A 20,796-nucleotide genomic window follows, 5' to 3' on the forward strand; every position below is an offset into this window, starting at 1 on the left:
GCAAATTGGAGAGGTGAGTTTGTGGATTCAATGAGTGTCTCATACGGATGGGTTTTCAGCACAGAGAGAAATTGGAATAGTGTGTATGAGATTTCAAAAGCTGCAGATGAGAGAATGTATGAAAGTAAAGAACGCTTTTATAACGAAAGCGGTGGAAGATAGTGCCGATGGGGACGGCAGATATGACAGCAGAAGAAACTTTTGAAAGAGAAATGAGACCATTAAAGGAAATTAAAGACAATTATGAAAAAATTGTTTTAACACGGGATCATTTTTCGCTTGGAAATTATGATGGTATAAAAGTAATTAATGTAATAGATTGGCTTTAAAAAAACAAACTCAAAAATGAGAATCTATGGTATAATCAGAAATAATCCAGCAGTTATGCTGACGTGGTTATATCTGCCGGAATGGCAAAAAAGATTATAAAAGAGGATGTTTATGAAAAAGATGCATACTGCAGTTACTCTTATAATTATCTTTTTTATGGTAGCTGCATTATATATTTGCGGGAGATATGAGAATGCTCCCGACAGAATTTTCACAGGAAAAGTAAGTGCCCCGGAAGGTGAGTGGACGATTGATGCTTCCGACGGTGTTACGAAGGCGGAGGTCACCTTCAGCCTCTCAGATAGAGGAGAGCACGAGGAATGGGTGCTGCTTCTCAGGTCTCATTGGAAAAATTATTATGTGCGTGTGGGGGATGAGACGATCTATCACAGGAACGGAAAAAGAGATGGATCAGTGCATTTGTTTGATATTCCATCAGGAGACAGTTTGACGATCAGCTTTATCGGTGGGACGAAAGATAATCTGAAAGGCATTGAGAACTCGGGGATATTGATAGGAGACAAAACCAGTATGTACAGACGGATCATAAAGGATAACCTTTATGCGGTGCTTATCGGTGCGCTGTCGCTTGCTCTTGGTGTGCTGTGTATTGTCGCCTGTCTTTATATGAAAGCGGGAAAAATGGAGAAGATCTACCGTGCACTGCGGAATTTGGGAATCTGTATTTTGACCGAAGGAATCTGGGTGGTGACAGACTCACAGATTTTGCTGTTAGTCACTCAGCACACCAGTATTATTGAGCAGATATCATTCTTGTCCTTTTTCACATTGCCGTTCCCTCTTCTGGGATTTATCAAAGAGATCATGCCGGGCAAACACAGGGTGCTGTCCGTGATGCGTAAGTTGTTTGTTTTTACCTTAGCCCTTTATCTGATAAATTATATCAGCGGATGTGATTTGATGATCATAATACTTATCTGTGAGCATCTGCTTATGACAGTAACACTTCTGCGCGTGATCTGGAATGGAATCAATGGGAACAAAAAGCATAAAAATCTTAAATTGCAAAGAGTTATTAATGGATGTGTAGCATATTGTGTTTTCAGCATTATAGCACTCGTTTCATTTTATTATGGAAATGTAGTGAGCTATTCCTATATCTATTCGGTCGGTATTGCGATATTTATCGCATTTTTGATCAATGCAGCCTGTATCGTAATGTATGAGCAGGTTCAGGAGAATGCCAATATCGAGATCTATGCAAGAATGGCCTATATGGATACGATGACCGGTCTTGGAAACAGAACGGCATTTCTGGAGGAAAACAAGAGTAATGCTGTTTTCCCGGGAATGATTTCCTACATAATGATGGATGCCAACAATCTGAAGAAGATAAATGACAGCCTGGGACATAATAAAGGTGATGAGCTTATTATCACGATCGCAAAGTGTATGAGAGCTGCCGTTGGACAGAACGGTCAGTGTTACAGAATCGGCGGTGATGAGTTCGTGATTATTCTGAAAAACAAGACAGCCGAAGAAACGGAAGAAATCATAAGGCAAGTCAGAGCAGAGATTGAATTTGCCGATGAACAAAGTGACATTCCTATCTCTGTTGCAATGGGATATGTCTGGACAGATGCAGAGGAAAAGAATCTGCCGGAGCTGATCCATTGTGCTGACGAGAAGATGTATAAAGACAAAAAGAGGATAAAAGAAAATACACCTTCTGCATAAATGATAGAAATGTGCAATATATGATTACGAGGTGACGTATGCATGAGTAAAAAGGTGCCTGACACCATTAAATTTTTAACCGGGGAAGAATGTAAAATTATACTATTTTCAGATATTAAAAAAATTGGTTTGCAAATTGATAAATGTACAATATTCTGTTATAATAATGTACAAAGAAAGGAGGAGTTACAATGCCGGTAATAAAACCAATTACAGATTTAAGAAATACAAATGAAATATCTGAAATATGTCACAAACAACAGCAACCAGTATTTATTACAAAAAATGGCTATGGAGATTTAGTAGTTATGAGTATGGAAACTTATGAAGAATTACTCAGCACAAATCAGATTGATAAGGCAATTTTTGAAGCAGAACGGGAAGTCGCAGAAGGTGCAGAATTATTAGATGCACGTGAGGCATTGGGAGAACTCAGGAGGAAACACTTTGGATAAATATACCGTAAAAATGTTTCCACAGGCATATAGAGATATTGATAAGATATACGAGCAGGCACTTCTTGTTAGTAATTATGCTGATGATGCAATCGTACTGGCAGAAAAATTTGAAAAAGCAATTTTAAGTTTGGAAGAACAGCCATATCGAGGGGCAGAAAGAAAATATGGATTTTATGCTTTTAAAGGATATAGGCAGTTGATTGTAGAAAATTATATTATCATTTATGAAGTGTTTGAAAATGAAAAAGTTGTTGCAGTGGTAACTGTAAAATATGGAAAAAGTGAGTTTTAGAATCAAGAAATCTCACTGAAATATAAAGGGTACTAAAAAACGTCACAATTTGTGGCGTTTTTTTAGTGCCGGAAAAGGAGAAAAATATGTCAGAAATCAGATTTTCATCAAAGGAACACGAAAAGTTTATGATTTCTCTCAGGGAACTGACGGTTGTTGAGTATTATCTGGATATTTTACTCTTCGGGGATAGGGCAGATAACTCATGTATGCTCCGTCCGGATTTGGAAAGAAGCCTTTGACCATTTTGAACGGGAGCCGAAAAAATTCGAGATATTATAAGGTGCCTGACATCATTAAATTTGATTGAAGTACAATATACAAATGAACAGAATAAATTATTTCCTAAAATAAAAACAGAATCGCAGAAAGATGCGTTGAAAAAATTTTTGGAAGCTAAAGATTTAGATGATTTGAAAGGAAACGATAACTTAGAAATAAATTATTCAATAAAGGATTTAGGTCGATATAAACGAGAAAACTGGAAATTTCAAAAAGAATGGAGATATATAATTTCAACGTCACCTATGGGCTTGCAGGAAATAAATCCACCAAGTTTTAAGAAACAGCAAGAACAATTAAGAAGGATTGAGAATAGTGAATTGGAACCGGCATATAAGCAATTATTTTTAAAGATTGATGAGAATGTATTAAAAGATATAGAAATTGTATTTGGACCAAAGATGAGTGATGCGGAAAAAATAATGGCAGTTTCTTTGATAAAGATGTATTGCCCGGAAGCTGTATATAGGGATAGTGTGTTACGAATCAAGTAATATGTTGGAAGAAAATTCTTTAATAAGTTTAAAAATATAAAACTGGCTTTGTATGGTCAGTTTTATATTTTATAGAAAGATTTTATCGAATTAAAGTGATACAGAATGAGAAGATTCTAAAAATTCAAATTTTTTTGTCGAAAGGCGACAGTTTTTAGAGAGTTAAGTGTATATAATAAAGAGAGGACATTTTAAGGGAGGCTTTCAAAAATATAGAAAAAGATGCTTGATAGCAGAACATAGAATCGCCAGAAGCATTGGGAAAGTGGCGCATATTGTTACTGTACTTAATATATATGATAAGAAATGAATTACTGATGGTTAAAATTATAAAAATAAATAAAATAGAAGAATTTGATAGTACAATAGAAAGACAAAGAACTACTTATTTGGATGTGTGATAAAATTAGTATAAGGTTCAGAATAAGTTATGATGACATACCAACGGAAAAAGAGAAAAAATATATTAAAAAACTTATAGATATTGCACATGGGAGAAAAAATATATGAAAGAAAATGGAATAAGAACGATTTCTCAAATGTTAGAAATATACGCAGGGGAAATAACAGAATATGTAAAGCAAAATGATATTAGTGCGGTTGTAAATGCAGCTAATCCAACATTAATGGGAAGCATTCATCATGGCGTAGACCATAAGATACATAAAATAGTAAATAAAAAATTGCCCAAAGGAGAAAAATTTAAAGATAAGATACGTAAAGAATTAGATGAAAATAAAGATTATCCAGAAGAAATAATTCGATGTGAGCGAGGAAATGCTGTAATAACATCTGGTTATGATTTTTGCGAGTATATAATACATGTGGTTGGACCCAAGTGTGATGGAGAGAAGAAGAACGAAAGAAAACCGTGGTGCTGTACAAGTCGTTGTACGAAAGTATTGGAAACTTGTTATCGAAATATTATGGAACAGGTAAAGAAGAAACGAGATATAGAAACAGTTGCAATACCAATCATTGGAAGCGGAAATTATGGAATACCATTTGAAGTTGCTGTACGAATTGCTATTGGTACAGTTGGAAATATATTAACCGAATGGAAGAATAAAGATATAGAATATTTTCAGTACATGCCATTAAAGAAAATAGTATTCTGTATTTATGATCCGGATATGAGTAAACAAAATGAGCTGATGTGTATTGCTAATAAAATATTAGAACAATATGATGAAGTCTTTGCGCGGCAACATAGAGTGGTGTATCAGACAACCTGGCAGGCACAATGCAGACAGGCGTATGAAATAATCAAATTTGATGAAACAAAAGGTTATTTTTCAGTAGCAAAGACAATACGTTTGTTTATTGCGTTACTTCGAATGTTGTTCATGCCGATTCTTTTGTTCAAAGACATAATTGGAAAGTATGACTGGCATACAAGGCGTAAAGTAACAGAGATTATTACATTTATAAAAGTTTTACTGCCATTTATATTGCTCTTTTTTATTCGAAATCACATGTTAGGAAGTTATACAAAAGAAATATGTATAGTAATCATAATATATAGTATGGCAGATACAGTTACATATCTTGTAGCATTGATGTTGTTAGCGGATATTCAGGGGCCTTCGGCGAATGTTATACGTTCGATGATTTTGTTGCTTGTTAATTATGTTGAAGTTTCTTTTGATATGGCCTTGTTGTTTTATATAGATAATTTAAAAAATATTTCATTTAAAATAGCAATGAGTGCCGGTGTTATGGGAGATGCAATTCAGCTGCCGGGAGGAATAGAACTTGGGCGTTATACAGAAATATTGAATTATACGAACCGGGGAATAAAATTTTTCTTTATAACATTGGCATTTGGATATTTTGCAAATCATTTGAAACAGAGGGAATTTAGGAGCTAAGAGATGAAAGATAATGTTAAAAACACGACAGATAAGTTAAAGGATGAACAGGAAAAATGCTTTGTGATTATGCCTATCAGTGATCAGGGAGACTATCCAAAAGGACATTTTACCAAGGTATATGATCAAATTTTTAAACCAGCAATTGAAGCAGCTGGATATGAAGCCTATCGGGTAGATGAAGATAAAATCAGCAATCCAATTATCAATAAAATATTTGATGCAGTTCAAAATTGTCCGATGGCATTGTGTGATCTAAGTAACCGTAATCCCAATGTATTATATGAATTAGGATTGCGTCAGGCATATGATAAGCCAGTAGTATTGGTACAAGATGAAAAAACACAAAGAATATTTGATGTATCAGGAATTAATACAGTACAGTATAGTAGTGAACGTTTATACGAAAATGTTATGGAAGCACGGATCAAGATAACAGAAGCAATTATTTCTACAAGAGAAGGAAAAGAGAACTCAATCGTAAAAATAGTACGGGCGGAAACTGCAAGTATGAATGTAGGAGAAATTTCAAAAGAAGATCGTATGGAAGTTATGTTAAATAGTATTATGAGTGAAGTGAAGGAGATTCGTAATATAACCGGTGGCATGGGAACATCAGAATTTGTACCTAAAATAGATAATGTGCGTATCAGGGAGCTGCAAGATATGATGAGTAAGGCTGATAGGGATAAAATACTAAATTTAAAGTGGAATGGCAAGGAAGAATATAATCAGTTTCGAGTGCATTTAAAGAAAGATATAACACCACAAAAAATAGAATATGTAATAAATAAATTGAAAAGTATGTGCGGTGAAGTAAGGCATGGCCGTGATGGAAGAGAATTGTATGTTACAGTAATAAATTATAATGATAAAATGGAAATAACAACAATTTTAGAGATTTTATCTGAACTGGGGGAGATATATTAAAAGAGCTTCTTGTAAGGAGATTAATGTTAGAATCAAATGGATTGCCTGTCAGAAGACGAAATAGAAGAGTAAAAATTATTACAAAATAAGTTGTGTTAAAAAGCATATTAAGTAAAGAAGGAATTTGAAAATTTCTTTCTGACCAGATATTACAAAAGTAGACATTAAAAACGAAAGGAGAACCACACCATGGCAAACATAATCGCAATCGTATGGGATTTTGACAAAACCCTAGTAGACGGCTACATGCAAGACCCCATTTTTGAACACTACTAGGTAGATTCAGGAGCATTCTGGAAAGAAACAAATTCATTACCGAAAAAATACAAAGAAGAACAAGGCGTATTAGTCAATCCGGAAACTATCTATTTAAACTAATTCATACGCTATGCAAAAATGGTAAATTCAAAGGTCTGACAAACGAAAAGTTAAAAGAATTTGGCAAAGATCTTAAATTTTATAAAGGTGTTCCAGAGATATTCAAAAAGACAAAAGAACTAATTGAAAATAATCCAATATACAAAGAATACGATATAAGAGTAGAGCATTACATTGTCAGCACCGGAATGACGCAGGTTATAAAAGGTTCTTCTGTCATGCAATATGTCGAACATGCATGGGGCTGTGAACTCATTGAGGGAAAGGATGACGAGGGAGATCCATAATCGGTTATACAATAGATAATACAAGCAAAACATGTGCATTATTTGAAATTAATAAAGGCGTCCACAGTGAAGAAAGCAGAAGCGGAGTAAGTGTAAATACAAAGATTCCGGAAGAATTCAGACGGGTTCATTTCATTAATATGATATACATAGCGGACGGACCAAGTGACATACCGGCTTTTTCCGTTGTGAATAAAAATAATGGTGCAACATTTGCTATTTACCCAAAAGGGGATATGGCCGCAATGAAACAAGTCGAGCAAATGAGAGCAGACGGCCGGATCAATATGTATGCAGAGGCGGATTATACGGAAGGAACCACTGCCTATATGTGGATCTGTAATAAGATAACGGAATTTGCAGAGCGGATCCGCAAAGAAGAAAAAGATAAAATAGCCAAATGTGCAGCAATTGAAGTCCCGAAACACTTGACAGAATAGGTATATGGATCTGGTGACTGATGAAAATTTTATACGAAAAAGCTTGCATATTCGCGAGAAATTTTTTAATATAATATTGGTATAGCAATATAAGTGACTGTTGATAGATATGCGACCATTTATGAGGGTATAACCCTGTAATATGGTTTGAGTATGCAGTACTTATGAGAGAGAGAAAGGACGCATTGTAAGTGAGGTTGTTCTTTCTCTTTTTCTTATGATAAAGAAAAGATAAAAGAAAAATTTGAATACAATCTCTGGCAAAAGCAGAAGAGGAGACATACAAGAATGAAAAAACAATCCATCCCACTCATCCTATTGGCAATTTTCGAAACCATAGCCATCACCCTATGGTTAACAAAAGACAATATTTTCTACCTGTTCAATTTCACATATATCGGAGTATCCTTATCACTTGCGATGTTCTTATATATAAAGCGATACCGTTACGCCCGCAGGATTGCACAGCTTCTGGTTGGAACCTATATGATGGTATACTTAGGCCTGATCTGCGGTGAGAATATGCAGATCGAAGGATTTTGGTATTATCTGTTCACAGGCGTATTTGAAGCGGCCACGATTCACTATGCTGTTGCCAAGATTTTTGGCCCACTGGTTTTCGGAAGAGGCTGGTGCGGCTATGCCTGCTGGACAGCGATGATTCTGGATTTTCTTCCGTATAAGACATCGGAGAAGCCGAGAAAAAAGATCGGCTGGATCAGATATATTGTATTTGGTGTATCTTTGCTGTTTGTATTGGCGTTATTCTTTGTACATGTGGGAAATATTGAGAGGATTATGTTCTGGGCGTTTATTATAGGTAATGTTTTATATTACATAACTGGAATAATCCTGGCTTTTATATGTAAAGATAACAGGGCATTCTGTAAATATATCTGCCCGGTCACCGTCTTTTTAAAACCTATGAGCTATTTCTCACTGGTCCGTATAAAATGTGATAAAAGCAAATGTATTTCCTGCGGCAAATGTAAAAAAGTATGCCCGATGGAAGTGGATGTTACGGATAATTCAAGAAAAAGAGCGAACGGAACAGAGTGTATTCTATGTATGGAATGTGTGAAGCATTGCCCGAAAGATGCCTTGTAATAAGAGCGACTACGGTTCATAGCGGGGAAAATGAATCCATCCGTTAAGAGTGTTCCTTTATGATAGGTAAATCTGAAGCATTTTATTACCTTCTATCTTCGGAAAAAATGACAAATGAGAGGGATACAGACATAAACTTGGATTAGTCAGTTAGGTAGTCCAAGTTTATGTTCGTATTTTCGAGTCGGGAGTATTCTCTGTCTGAGCGAGAGTGTAAAATATTGGAGCTGTTGACAAAGTAAAGAAAAAGTACCTTCTTTATGGTAAAATATATGTAATAATTTTGCCATAGGAGGTACTTTTTATGATGGGAAGAATTGATAATCAAATGCAACTTCTTATTCTGGATCTAGACTCAATGATTCCGGAAAATCATTTGTTGAGACAGATTAAAAACAGTGTAAATTTTGATTTCATCTATGAAAAAGCGTCCTCTTTTTATTCACATACAGGAAGAAAATCTATTGATCCAGTTGTTATGATAAAGATGCTATTAATTGGATATCTTTATGGAATCAAATCAGAACGCAGATTGGAAGAGGAAGTTTCTTTAAATTTAGCATATCGATGGTTTTGTGAACTTGATCTGATGCAGAAGATTCCTGACCATAGTACTTTTAGCCAAAATCGTCGGAGACGTTTTAGAGATAATACTCTTTTCAGAGATATTTTTAATGAAATCATAATGCAATGTATAAATATGGGAATTGTAAGTGGTAATACGGTAGTTGCTGATGGATCATTTTTACCAGGAAATGTTTCTGTTAACAGTTCTATAGAAGTAATAGAGACAGTACAACAGTCTTCCATCCACTACCTTGATGAACTGGAAAAAGAAATGTCTGAAATTCCGGGCTATAAAGAACCTATAACGAAAGAAGTTACAAAGCGTACTCTGAAAAGTACAACAGACCCTGATTGTGGATATATAAACCAAAAAAGGAAAAGGGGGCTTGGTTATTTAACAGAGATGACGGTAGATACGGGACATGGTATAATCACAGGCGTTAATTGTTATCCAGCAAATCATCGTGAAAGTGATATTATTCTCAATCATGTAAAACAGCAACAAGAGGCCTTACCTATTGATATAAAGGTGCTGGCATTGGATGGCGGTTATGATGTTGGGGCTGTTCATAGAGGACTGGAATTACTTGGAATCGAAGGCTATACAGCAATTCGCGAATACCAGAATAATGCTTTAAAAAAGGGATTTACATATAATCAAGATAAAGACTGCTTTGTATGCGAAAATCAGAAAGAGTTAAATTTTCAAAGGCTTGTCTTCAAAAGAAGCACCTTGAATTATTATAGACTGTATTCTCGTGCCCGTAAACTGTGTAAAGATTGTCCACGACTTTCTATTTGCGAAATAGATCAAGGAGCTATTCGGATCAACGCCAGTGGGAATTATCCTGCATTTCATCGTAATAAACTAAAATATCATACACCTGAATATGTCAAAGTAATGCGTTTAAGAAAAATATGGGCTGAAGGCACTTTTTCAGTCTTAAAAAGGGAACACAATTTAAAAAGAATCCATAAAAGAGGGATTATTCATGCGGAAGAAGAATGCCTCTTTTCAGCTATGGCATTAAATCTAAAACGACTGGTTAAGGCTATGTAATCAAAGCCTTAACCAGTCATTTTTTGAATATTTGATTAAATTCACAAGTGAGAAATCGCGAATATAAGTAGTTTGTCAACAGGTCCAATTATTTACACACTCGTCTGAGCGGTCATTTGGATAGTCCAAGAAAAATGTCTGTGCCCTCATCACTGACATTACTTACTCCAGATTTCATCCTCAGGCCCGTCAAAAACAAGCCGGTAAGGATTCCACGCCTCCTCAAGCCCCAGATAAGCCTTCTTCTTTTCCTCCTCAATTTGTATCGAATCAGCGATTTCCGGAATCTCTTTCAATTCCGTCACATATCTTGCAATATTCTCAAAATCAAAGCTCTTCGCAAAATTCAATTTATAGAGATAATAATAGATATAATCATGGCGCAATAATGTCTGATAGAGCAGCTTATCAGCGCCACATACAGATGAATATCTGACAACGTAATATAATCACCATTGATGAATCTCTTCGTACCAAGCCGTTCTTCCAGTTCCTCCAGCGCTTCAAAATAACCTGCATACCCCTCATCAAAAGCCTCCTGTGATCTTGCGAATCCGCAGGCATATGCATTGATACGTTTGTTGATAAATGCACTGAGTTCATCGATCTCCGGGCGGAGATGTTCCGGGTAAAGATCCGGGGCATTTTCTTTATGATATTTCTTCCAGTCCATGACGAAATATCTCGGAATATCCCACGCTTCATTTTGCACGATGGCTCCGGTTGTCATATCTGCAATTGCCGGCACAGTCGATCTTCCGACAAAGTCAGGATCACCTTTCAGATAAGCATCGTCCAGGTAATGAATCTTAAGTACCGGATCAACCCCTCCAAGGCCTTCGGAGAACACCCAGCCTCTTGGATCTCTTAAGACGCTGGTGTATATTTTGTATTAAGCATTTCTATTTCATACACGTCCGGAAAACACATGGCTAAACAGATAATGAGATGAAAAGATTATTTATTTAAAAACCAATATTTATATACAATGTATAAAAATATATGTTATGATATAAAAAGCTCAGTATTGAAAAAATACAAAAGACAAATACAGTTGGGAGAAAAAAGTAATGAAAAGTTTACTAATTCTAGGCGCCGGTGGTTTCGGTCGTATGGTAAAGGAAACCGCGCAGGCTTTGGGGTATGAAAAAGTAGTATTTTTAGATGACGCAGTGAAAAGTGATGATGTCATCGGTATGTGTTGCGACTATGTGATCCGGCATGAGGAATATCCGGTCGCAGTAGCAGCATTTGGGAATAATAAGACACGTCTGTACTGGACGGACAAATTACTGGAAGAAGGCTATGAAGTTCCGGCAATTGTGCACCCGTCAGCAATTGTAAGTCCAAGTGCAGTTCTGGAGCCGGGATGCTTTGTGATGCAAAGAGCGGTCGTGAATACACATACGAAGATTGAACGCGCCGTACTGGTAAATAGTGGTGCAATCGTAGATCACGGATCAAGTGTCGGTGCAGGTGCACATATCGGACTTGGAAGCGTTGTAAAATCGGATTGTGTGATCGAATCCGGACGTAAGGTCGAGGCCGGTGAAGTGATCTTTTCTACCAGAAGAAAGATTGAAGGTGTGGACAGCAGAAGCCTGGAAGATGCGATCTATGCATTTGGTTTTGGAACGCAGTGCAGCTATGTGAAGCCGTTTGGAGAAGGACACATCAATGAGACATATGCGGTCTATATGCCGGGAGCAGACGGTACGGATGTGCCGCTGTATGTGCTTCAGCGCATTAACATCAACGTATTCAAGAATCCGGACCAGGTTATGGACAATATCTTTGGCGTTACCGAATATTTAAGAAATGTGATTCGTGAGGAAGGCGGCGATCTGGACCGTGAGACATTATCTTATATTAAGACAAAATCCGGAGAAACATATTTTGAAGATGCGGACGGACAGCCATGGCGCTGCCTGCACTATGTGCCGAATTCCGTATGCTATCAGATGGTGGAAAGACCGGAGCAGTTCTATCAGTCTGCGCTTAGTTTCGGACATTTCTTAAAGCAGTTGGGTGATTATCCGGCGGAGAGCCTTTATGAGACGATTCCGAAGTTCCATGATACTGCTAAGCGCTTTCGTGATTTTGAAGACGCACAGCGAAAAGATGTAAAGAACAGAGCGCGCCAGTGCCGTGAGGAGATTGATTTCGTATTATCCCGTAAGGATGACTGCGATGTATTGATAAAGCAGTTAGAAGAGGGAAAACTGCCGCTTCGTGTTACACATAATGATACGAAGCTGAATAACATTCTCTTTGATAAGGATACAGACGAAGGATTATGTATCATCGATCTGGATACGATCATGCCGGGACTTGCAGCGAATGACTTTGGCGATTCGATCCGTTTTGGTGCGTCGACTGCAGAAGAGGATGAGAAAGATCTGGACAAGGTACATTTTGATATAGATCTTTATGATATTTACGTAAAAGGATACTTGGAGATGGCAAAAGATGTGCTGACTCCGGCAGAGATTGAGAGCCTTCCTTGGGGAGCAAGGCTGATGACACTGGAATGCGGCATGCGTTTCCTCGCAGATTTCCTTCAGGGAGATGTGTACTTTAAGACAGCTTACCCGGAGCACAACCTGGTCCGCGCAAGAACACAGTTCCGTCTGGTAAAAGAGATGGAAGAGCAGTTTGATGAGATGAATGCTATTTTGAAAAAATACGTATAAGTATGATAGAAGTGTCAAAAGCACACAAGGCATTTGTGACTATAAGCATATACACTTAATTGATACGCTAAATAATGAAAACAGAATAAAATGTTATAAGAGAAAAGACTGATAAGATAAAATCCCTGTCTGCCATACTTCAAAGAGAAAGCAGGCAGAAGAAATATCTTATCAGTCTTTTTTTTGTTTTTTAAATCGTCTTACTATAGAAATTATCTTACATAGAAATCAATCCAAACGCATTCGCCACAGAACTTGCCAGGATAATAATAACAAAAACCGGGCACAGATACTTGATCATAACGACAAAGATCTTCTTTCTGCGGAAGGATCCTTCTCCAAGACGAATCTCTTCTTCTATGCGGTCAAGGCCAACAATTTTTGTTATGAATAAGCAGGTCATAAGAGCCGCGATCGGCATCATCACAGAGTTCGTCAGGAAATCAAAGAAATCCAGGAACTGCATACCGATGATTTTTACAAATGCAAGTGGTCCGTATCCAAGACAGGAGAGTGTACCAAGTGCAAGCATGATAACACCACATATCACAGTTGCTTTTTTACGTCCCCAGCCAAGCTCATCTTCAAAAGTAGAGACAGCACTTTCTGTCAGTGCAATAGAGCTTGTTACTGCTGCAAATAATACAAGCAGGAAGAAAAGAATTCCAACAGCCGTTCCAAATCCCATGTTGGCAAATACCTTTGGAATTGTAATAAACATCAGTGATGGTCCTGCCTGCAGAGTATCCGGATCGCCGCCGGAGAAAGCAAATACCGCAGGGATGATCATAAGACCCGCCATAATCGCAATCGCAGTGTCGAATACCTCTACATTTCTTGTAGAATCTTCAATTGAAGTATCTTTCTTCATATAAGAACCAAATGTTACCAGAATACCCATGGCGATTGACAGAGAGTAGAACATCTGTCCCATTGCGGCAACAACTGTCATCCATGAAAAGTTCTTAATGTTCGGTACGAGGAAATATTTCACACCGGAAATTGCACCGGGTCTTGTTACCGAGTAGATGGCGATGATGATAGAAAGCACGATCAGCACCGGCATAATAAATTTTGATACTCGCTCGATTCCGTTACGCACACCAGCATAGATGATGATCAGCGTGAACAGGCAGAAGACTACAAAGCAGACTTCTGTGGATACCCCGTTTGAAATAAAATCTGAAAAATATCCATCTGTTGCAAGTGCCTTTGCATTTCCCTGAATGTACTCGACCAGATACTTGATGACCCATCCACCGATTACGGAGTAATACGGTACGATCAGGATTGGAATGATCGCGTTGATCCATCCGCCAAAGGATAGCCATCCGGCTTTCCCGAAAAATTTGAAAGCGCCTACCGGACTTTTGCGTGTCATACGTCCAAGAGCCGATTCTGCAACGATCATCGTGTAACCAAATGTCAGTGCTAGCAAAATGTAAACCAGCAGGAAGATACCCCCGCCATATTTTGCCGCCAGATACGGGAACCTCCAGATATTTCCCAGTCCTACCGATGCACCTGCTGCCGACAAGACGAATCCAATCTTACCGGAGAAGGTACTTCTTTTGTTTGTTTCATTGTTCATGTTATTTCCTGACCTGTCTCTATAAACAGATCAGCCATTCCTCTCTTTCTTATAAGTTTTTGGTAATGGTGTATGAAAAATATTCATACACGGGATTGGTTTATTTTATCACGTTTGTGTGGTAAAGTCACTACTAATATAGAGAGAAATTTGCAAACAGAGGTATTGCAGTTAAAACAAAATGATATATAATAAGATATTGTACGAAATCCGGCATACATAATTCGAAAATTTGGTATAGAAAATTTATGTGAATCAATATGTGTTCGTAAGGAACGGATAGATTCTATGTATATTATATTCAAGAAAAATCCGGATCCGTCACAAGGGAGGAGCAAGATTACATGTCAACATCTATGACAAAAGGCAACCCGCTAAAGCTGATGCTGCAGTTTGCGTTGCCTCTTTTAATTGGAAACTTATTACAGCAGACTTATAATATTATTGACGCAGCAATCGTAGGGCAGATCTTAGGAGCCAAGGCGCTGGCAAGTGTAGGAGCAAGCAGCAGCGTGCAGTTTCTGGTACTTGGATTCTGCATGGGATGCTGTACCGGATTTGGCGTACCGGTTGCAAAATATTTCGGGGCGGAGAAATTAGACACGATGCGTAATTACGTCTTTAACGGAGCCGTGATCACCGTAGTGATCGCAGCGGTCGTAACGAGTACCTGTGCTATATTATGTCCGCAGATTTTACATATATTATCTGTACCGGAAGATATCTTCGACGGAGCGTATTCGTATCTGTTGATTATCTTTCTTGGAATTCCATTTACCTTATTATATAACTACTTATCGAGCATATTAAGATCCGTAGGAGACAGCCGGACACCGTTCATGTTCCTTGCATTTTCAGCGGTATTGAACATTTTCCTGGATCTGTTCTGCATTGTAATATTAAAATGGGGCTGCGCCGGAGCTGCAATTGCAACGATCACAGCGCAGGCAACCAGCGGAATCTTATGTCTTGTCTACATGTTCCGTAAGGTGAAAGTACTTCGTATTAAGAAAACAGATATGGAGGTAAAGGGTCGTGCGGTGAAAGAACTTCTCGCAATGGGGCTTCCAACCGGACTGCAGTTTTCGATTACTGCGATCGGAAGTATGGTTATGCAGTCAGCAAATAACGGACTTGGAAGCGTCTGCGTATCCGGATTCACGGCAGCGATGCGTATCAAACAGTTTGCAATGTGTCCATTTGATGCGATTGCAACAGCGGCTTCCGTATTCTGCAGTCAGAACCTTGGTGCCGGACAACCGGACAGAATTAAGCAGGGCCTCCGCCAGAGCCTTATGGTAGGAGTCGGATACGGTATCGTAAGCGGACTGGTTCTGATCTTTGCGGGACGGACCCTTTCGATGATATTCGTAAGCAAGTCGGCTGTAGACGTCCTGAATGCATCGGGCAAATATCTACGCTGCCTTGGATTCTTTTACTGGAGTCTTGGAATCCTCAACGTATGCCGTATGGTGACACAGGGCCTTGGATATTCTGGAAGAGCAGTGTTCTCTGGTGTGACGGAGATGATAGCGAGAATCGTTGTAAGTGTTGGATTTGTCGGAACTTATGGATACACGGCCATCTGCTTTGCAGATCAGACAGCCTGGATCACAGCCTGCTGTTATATTGCACCGACTTGTCTGTATTGTATACGGAAGTCGACGAAGCTTCTGGAGCGCGTCTGAAAAATCATTCCTGCAATTTAGGTGATTCGCTTTGCGGGAGCTTGACTTATGGCAGACTAAAAGCTATGACAATCGGCATTAGATAGATACAAAGGAAGTGAAAAAAAGAATGGATATATATCAGCTTTTTATAGAATACAACAAAGCATGGACACAGCGGGAAATCCTGGCATTTCTACTCATATTTGCCATCGCAGCAGCAATATCCATACGAAAAGTAAAAGAACAAAAGATCCGGAAATCACAGGCCATTGCGGGACTTTTATTTCTGACTTTCATAGCCGTTGTCTACGCATCAACCGTATTCACAAGAAATCCGGAACCCTATGCCCGCTACAATCTGGAGATATTCTGGTCATGGAAGGCAGTGATGGCAGGAAGCCGTGAGATGTTAAAAGAAAGTCTCTTAAACGGCATCCTGTTATTCCCGGCTGGATTGCTTCTGCCATTTATGTGTGGAAGAAAAGTAAGATGGTGGCAGGGACTACTATGCGGTATCGTGTTATCTTTCGGGATTGAATCATTACAGCTGCTTTTGCATAGAGGACTGTTTGAGCTTGATGATATCATACACAATAGTCTGGGGTGCATGGCTGGATGTGTGATCAGCGCAAGAGTATTAAAGAGCTTGAAAAAATGAAGAACCAATTAGTGGGTGACAAACCAAATAGAAAAAGGTAAAATAGGCAAAAATATAGAAACCGCAACCGTTATGTGCATCTTATAAGCACACATCAGCTGCGGTTTTTATATCTATGTATCCAGTAGAGCTGTCAGCAACATTTTATTCATAACGCTCATCAATCACACGTTTCGTCTTCTTCTCACTTCGAGGCAGCAGGCCAATCTCAACCACCTTCACAAGCGGAGTGAATCCGATACGGCTCTTAACGGTAGCAGCGATACGTTTTGCGAGATCTAAGAAATCAACAGTTCCGTTGGTCTCAACGTAGATACGCATCGTATCTTTGCCTTCCAGATGAGAGATACGGATCTGGTATTCGCTGGAAACCTCAGGGAATTCCTTTAAGATCTCTTCAATCTGGGCAGGGAATACATTGACACCCTTGATCTTCATCATATCATCCGTACGTCCCATGATCGGATCCAGACGAGGGAACTTACTTCCACAAGGACACTCTCCAGGGATGATGCGTGACAGATCGTGTGTACGGTAACGGATCAGAGGAGCCCCTTCTTTTACAAGTGTTGTGATGACAATCTCACCAAGCTCGCCATCCGGAAGGACCTTACCTGTGACAGGATCAATAATCTCAATGTAAATGTAATCATCCCAGTAATGCATACCGCAGTCATGCGAACAGCTGATACCGATACCTGGTCCGTAGATCTCAGTCAGGCCATAGATATCATAGATCTCGATACCAAGTTCCTCGGTGATACGTTTACGCATCTTTTCGCCCCAGCGCTCGGAACCGATGATACCTTTCTTAAGATGGAGCTTGTCTTTGATACCACGTTTTTCAATCTCTTCTGCAAGAAGCAGAGCATAAGAAGAAGTAGAACCAAGAACGGTAGTCTTCATATCCATCATCATCTGTAACTGCTTATCGGTATTACCAGGTCCCATAGGAACAACCATGGCACCAAGCTTTTCAGCACCTGCCTGGAATCCGATACCGGCGGTCCAGAGGCCATATCCCGGAGTAATCTGGATGCGGTCCATGTTTGTCATGCCGGCCATTTTATAACAGCGTTCGAACATAATTGCCCAGTCATCTACATCCTTAGCTGTGTAAGGGATGATGACCGGCAGTCCGGTCGTACCGGAAGAAGAGTGGATTCTTACGATTTTTTCTTCCGGAGCGGTCATAAGTCCGAGAGGATAAGCATTTCTTAGATCATCCTTCTCAGAAAATGGAAGCTTTTCAAAATCTTCCGCAGACTGGATGCTGCTGACTCCGGCTTCTTCTAATTTCTTCCCATAAAAGCTTTCGGCTTTTATAAGAGCCTGGATCTGTTGGTTTACTTGTGCAAGTTGTGTTTCTGTAATCTGCATATGGTCCATCCTTTCTGTGAGTAAATATTATTGGGTGCTATAATTTAATGCCTTCAGATTCATCTCGTGAAATTTCTCCGGCAATGTCTGTTTCATAATATCCTCAATCTCTTCAATCGTAAAACCCAAAACTCCCGTACGTATAGCAGCCCCTAAAAGCACCATGTTAAGTACTTTGGCAGAACCAATATCGGTACAGGCCTTTTCTGCATCAACCAATGTAAGATGTTCGACATTTTCCTTCAGATAATCCAGCATCTGCGGCGTGTCATAATCAGAACCGGATAAAGTGGCTGTGACAGGCTTGACAGCACGCGTACTGACAACTACATAGCCGTCCTTCTTAAGATAAGGAAGCATCCGGACTGTCTCCCCGGGTTCGAATCCAATGATCAGATCGGCAGTTCCGTTTTCGAGCATCGGAGAGTACAGGTTATCGCCCATGCGCAGGTGGCTGAATACACTTCCGCCGCGCTGTGCCATACCGATGGTCTCGGCACTCATAACCGGGATGTCTTTACTCATAGCGGCTGCTGCGAGAAGCTTGGAGGCAAGGACCGTTCCCTGTCCTCCGACACCGCAGAGAACGATGTTATGGTTATTATCCGTTGTATGAATCGTATTACTCATGAGAAGCACCTCCTGTTATCGCATGCACCGGACATACCTGGCTGCAAAGTCCGCATCCGGTACACATAGAACTATCAATACAGACCTTACCCTGATCAAGAACGATAGAAGGACATCCGAGCTCGAGGATACATTTTTTACATCCGATACAGTTATCCGGATTCACATGAAGCGGGGCATCCGGCCTGGTCACGGCGATACAAGGTGATTTGAAAATGATTGCCTTCACGCCAGGTTTTTTGGCCATCTTTTGTACACATAGAACAGAAGCCTCAAGTTCCAGTGGATTGACCGTTTCTACCTCTGTCACACCGATGCCGCGCAGCACCTGTTCGATATTAATTTTCTGGACGATTTCACCCATGACCGTGCGTCCGGTTCCCGGATGCTGCTGATGACCGGTCATAGCAGTCGTAGAGTTATCGAGCACGACCAGAACCATATTCGCCTGATTGTATACAGCGTTGACCACACCCGTGATCGCAGAAGCGAAGAAAGTGGAATCCCCGACGAATGCAAAGCAGGTGGTATCAGGCTCTATCTTTTCCACACCCTGTGCAATATTCAGTCCGGCACCCATACACAGACAGGTATCAACCATATCAAGCGGCATTGCATTTCCCAGAGTGTAACATCCGATATCACCGCAGAAAATCGTCTTCTGACCCTTCATTGCTTTCTTTACCGCATAGAAAGAAGCGCGGTGTGGACATCCGGCGCAAAGAACCGGTGGACGGACCGGAAGCTCCGGCGGTGTCGGAAGTGAAGAGGAACCAGCTTTTTCAAGACCAAGAAATGTATGTATATAGGAAGATACGCTGTCACGTGTATTTTCACCTGCACAGGCAGTGGTTCCGTCTAACTTGCCGGTGATCTTTGTTGGCAGATGGTATTTCCCGCAGATATAAGTTAATTCCTGCTCGATTACCGGATCAAGCTCTTCAAGACAGAGAACCTCATCAAGACCCGTCAGGAATTCGACAGCCAGCTTCTCAGGAAATGGATATGGAGTAGATACTTTCAGATGTCTTACCATATCGGTTTCCTGAAGTGTCTCCATTGCATAAGTATAACTGATGCCGGCAGAAGCAATTCCCTTCTTGGAATCCTTCCAGGTATCGCAGGCCGGGATGATTTTGTTTTTATCATAAGAAGAAAATACGTCGGATAATTCCACATTTCTTGCTACAATTTTTTGATGATTCATAAATGAAAGTTTAGGGAAGATTACCCAGCGTTTCGAATCTTTGATGAACCCTTCCGGTGTATGTACGGTATATTCGCTCTCATCCTTGATATCGATGGAAGCATAGCCATGACAGACACGGGTAGTAGGGCGTAAGAATACCGGTGTGCCATATTTTTCCGAATATTCGAAGGCCTCCTGGATCATCTCATAGGCTTCCTGCGCGGAAGAAGGATCAAAGCAAGGAAGCTTTGAAAATGCGGCAAAATGTCTTGTATCCTGTTCCGTCTGTGAAGAGATCGGTCCCGGATCATCTGCGACGAGAACGACCATACCGCCTTTGATACCGACATATTCCAGACTCATCAACGGGTCGGATGCAACATTTAACCCGACCTGCTTCATCGTAACAAGGGATCTGGCACCGGCATAAGCGGCACCTGCGGCGAGTTCCATGGCTGCTTTTTCATTGACAGACCATTCCACATAGACATCGTCAGGACGGTGCTTTGCGATAGTTTCAAGCACTTCTGTAGAAGGTGTACCTGGGTAACCGGCGACCACATTTACCCCTGAAGCGACAGCTCCAAGAGCGATGGCAGCATTACCCATTAAAAATTCTTTATGCATAATTTCACCTCGAATGTGTATATTTTTTCATAAATGTAGTATAGTATGTTATGAGAGGAATTTCAATGATAAGAGGAGCATTTGCGAAATTCCGGAAAACCATTCGACATATGAAGAAATATTCTTGAAATTGTCGACATGAGTTGTTATAATATATTGCGTTT

Annotated in this window: 20 protein-coding genes; 14 read left to right on the top strand and 6 right to left on the bottom strand. The window is 39.7% G+C overall.

Annotated features, from left to right (window positions below; all coding sequences use genetic code 11):
- Positions 1-182: 182 nt before the first annotated feature.
- The 11 genes from ACWJAF_RS01940 to ACWJAF_RS01990 all read left to right on the top strand — a co-directional run bounded on the left by ACWJAF_RS01940 (position 183) and on the right by ACWJAF_RS01990 (position 10,194).
- Positions 183-329: a hypothetical protein gene (locus ACWJAF_RS01940; RefSeq protein WP_448861849.1), complete on the top strand. Its 147-nt coding sequence runs from the start codon at positions 183-185 to the stop codon at positions 327-329.
- 112 nt (positions 330-441) lie between these two features.
- The gene (locus tag ACWJAF_RS01945) at positions 442-2,028 is read left to right on the top strand and encodes a GGDEF domain-containing protein (protein WP_448861850.1); all 1,587 of its coding nucleotides are present in this window, start codon (positions 442-444) and stop codon (positions 2,026-2,028) included.
- Between the two features lie 191 nt (positions 2,029-2,219).
- Positions 2,220-2,483, top strand: a complete 264-nt coding sequence (locus ACWJAF_RS01950) for a type II toxin-antitoxin system prevent-host-death family antitoxin (RefSeq protein ID WP_144101848.1) — start codon at positions 2,220-2,222, stop codon at positions 2,481-2,483.
- The gene (locus tag ACWJAF_RS01955) at positions 2,476-2,778 is read left to right on the top strand and encodes a type II toxin-antitoxin system RelE/ParE family toxin (RefSeq protein WP_296091514.1); all 303 of its coding nucleotides are present in this window, start codon (positions 2,476-2,478) and stop codon (positions 2,776-2,778) included. Before ACWJAF_RS01950 ends, ACWJAF_RS01955 begins: the two co-directional genes overlap by 8 nt.
- 86 nt (positions 2,779-2,864) lie before the next feature.
- Entirely contained in the window at positions 2,865-3,020 is a 156-nt protein-coding gene (locus tag ACWJAF_RS01960; RefSeq protein ID WP_296091516.1) for a hypothetical protein, read from the top strand.
- A gap of 60 nt (positions 3,021-3,080) precedes the next feature.
- Positions 3,081-3,554, top strand: a complete 474-nt coding sequence (locus ACWJAF_RS01965) for a hypothetical protein (RefSeq protein WP_448861853.1) — start codon at positions 3,081-3,083, stop codon at positions 3,552-3,554.
- Between the two features lie 506 nt (positions 3,555-4,060).
- A complete protein-coding gene (locus tag ACWJAF_RS01970) occupies positions 4,061-5,425 on the top strand; it encodes a macro domain-containing protein (RefSeq protein ID WP_448861855.1) in 1,365 nt (454 codons plus the stop codon).
- Positions 5,426-5,428: 3 nt separating this feature from the next.
- Positions 5,429-6,355, top strand: a complete 927-nt coding sequence (locus tag ACWJAF_RS01975) for a hypothetical protein (RefSeq protein WP_448861856.1) — start codon at positions 5,429-5,431, stop codon at positions 6,353-6,355.
- Positions 6,356-7,160: 805 nt separating this feature from the next.
- Positions 7,161-7,460 carry a hypothetical protein gene (locus ACWJAF_RS01980; RefSeq protein WP_448861857.1) on the top strand — a complete coding sequence of 100 codons (300 nt, stop codon included), beginning with the start codon at positions 7,161-7,163 and terminating at the stop codon, positions 7,458-7,460.
- Positions 7,461-7,748: 288 nt separating this feature from the next.
- A complete protein-coding gene (locus ACWJAF_RS01985; RefSeq protein WP_448861859.1) occupies positions 7,749-8,567 on the top strand; it encodes a 4Fe-4S binding protein in 819 nt (272 codons plus the stop codon).
- 304 nt (positions 8,568-8,871) lie between these two features.
- Positions 8,872-10,194, top strand: a complete 1,323-nt coding sequence (locus ACWJAF_RS01990; protein WP_448861861.1) for a transposase — start codon at positions 8,872-8,874, stop codon at positions 10,192-10,194.
- A gap of 158 nt (positions 10,195-10,352) precedes the next feature.
- On the opposite strand, the gene ACWJAF_RS01995 is transcribed toward ACWJAF_RS01990, so the two are convergent.
- Positions 10,353-10,499, bottom strand: a complete 147-nt coding sequence (locus ACWJAF_RS01995) for a hypothetical protein (RefSeq protein ID WP_448861863.1) — start codon at positions 10,497-10,499, stop codon at positions 10,353-10,355.
- 41 nt (positions 10,500-10,540) lie between these two features.
- Entirely contained in the window at positions 10,541-11,044 is a 504-nt protein-coding gene (locus tag ACWJAF_RS02000; protein ID WP_448861865.1) for a glutathione S-transferase C-terminal domain-containing protein, read from the bottom strand.
- Positions 11,045-11,264: 220 nt separating this feature from the next.
- On the opposite strand from ACWJAF_RS02000, the gene ACWJAF_RS02005 reads away from it, so the two are divergent.
- Positions 11,265-12,887 carry a phosphotransferase gene (locus ACWJAF_RS02005; protein WP_448861867.1) on the top strand — a complete coding sequence of 541 codons (1,623 nt, stop codon included), beginning with the start codon at positions 11,265-11,267 and terminating at the stop codon, positions 12,885-12,887.
- Positions 12,888-13,104: 217 nt separating this feature from the next.
- Here ACWJAF_RS02005 and ACWJAF_RS02010 read toward each other — a convergent pair whose 3' ends face one another.
- On the bottom strand, positions 13,105-14,478 hold the full coding sequence (locus ACWJAF_RS02010; RefSeq protein WP_448861869.1) for a sodium-dependent transporter: 1,374 nt from the start codon (positions 14,476-14,478) through the stop codon (positions 13,105-13,107).
- A gap of 344 nt (positions 14,479-14,822) precedes the next feature.
- On the opposite strand from ACWJAF_RS02010, the gene ACWJAF_RS02015 reads away from it, so the two are divergent.
- Positions 14,823-16,166: an MATE family efflux transporter gene (locus ACWJAF_RS02015; protein ID WP_448861871.1), complete on the top strand. Its 1,344-nt coding sequence runs from the start codon at positions 14,823-14,825 to the stop codon at positions 16,164-16,166.
- 109 nt (positions 16,167-16,275) lie between these two features.
- Entirely contained in the window at positions 16,276-16,806 is a 531-nt protein-coding gene (locus ACWJAF_RS02020; RefSeq protein WP_448861873.1) for a VanZ family protein, read from the top strand.
- 144 nt (positions 16,807-16,950) lie between these two features.
- Here the strand turns inward: ACWJAF_RS02020 and ACWJAF_RS02025 are convergent, their stop codons facing one another.
- Genes ACWJAF_RS02025 through iorA form a run of 3 tightly spaced genes read right to left on the bottom strand, consistent with a single transcriptional unit; the run spans position 16,951 to position 20,632 of the window.
- The gene (locus ACWJAF_RS02025; protein ID WP_448861874.1) at positions 16,951-18,186 is read right to left on the bottom strand and encodes a phenylacetate--CoA ligase family protein; all 1,236 of its coding nucleotides are present in this window, start codon (positions 18,184-18,186) and stop codon (positions 16,951-16,953) included.
- Positions 18,187-18,213: 27 nt separating this feature from the next.
- A complete protein-coding gene (locus tag ACWJAF_RS02030) occupies positions 18,214-18,816 on the bottom strand; it encodes an indolepyruvate oxidoreductase subunit beta (RefSeq protein WP_448861875.1) in 603 nt (200 codons plus the stop codon).
- Positions 18,809-20,632, bottom strand: a complete 1,824-nt coding sequence (gene iorA / locus ACWJAF_RS02035) for an indolepyruvate ferredoxin oxidoreductase subunit alpha (RefSeq protein WP_448861877.1) — start codon at positions 20,630-20,632, stop codon at positions 18,809-18,811. Before iorA ends, ACWJAF_RS02030 begins: the two co-directional genes overlap by 8 nt.
- Positions 20,633-20,796 lie beyond the last annotated feature (164 nt).

It is taken from the genome of Dorea sp. (genome assembly GCF_977044405.1).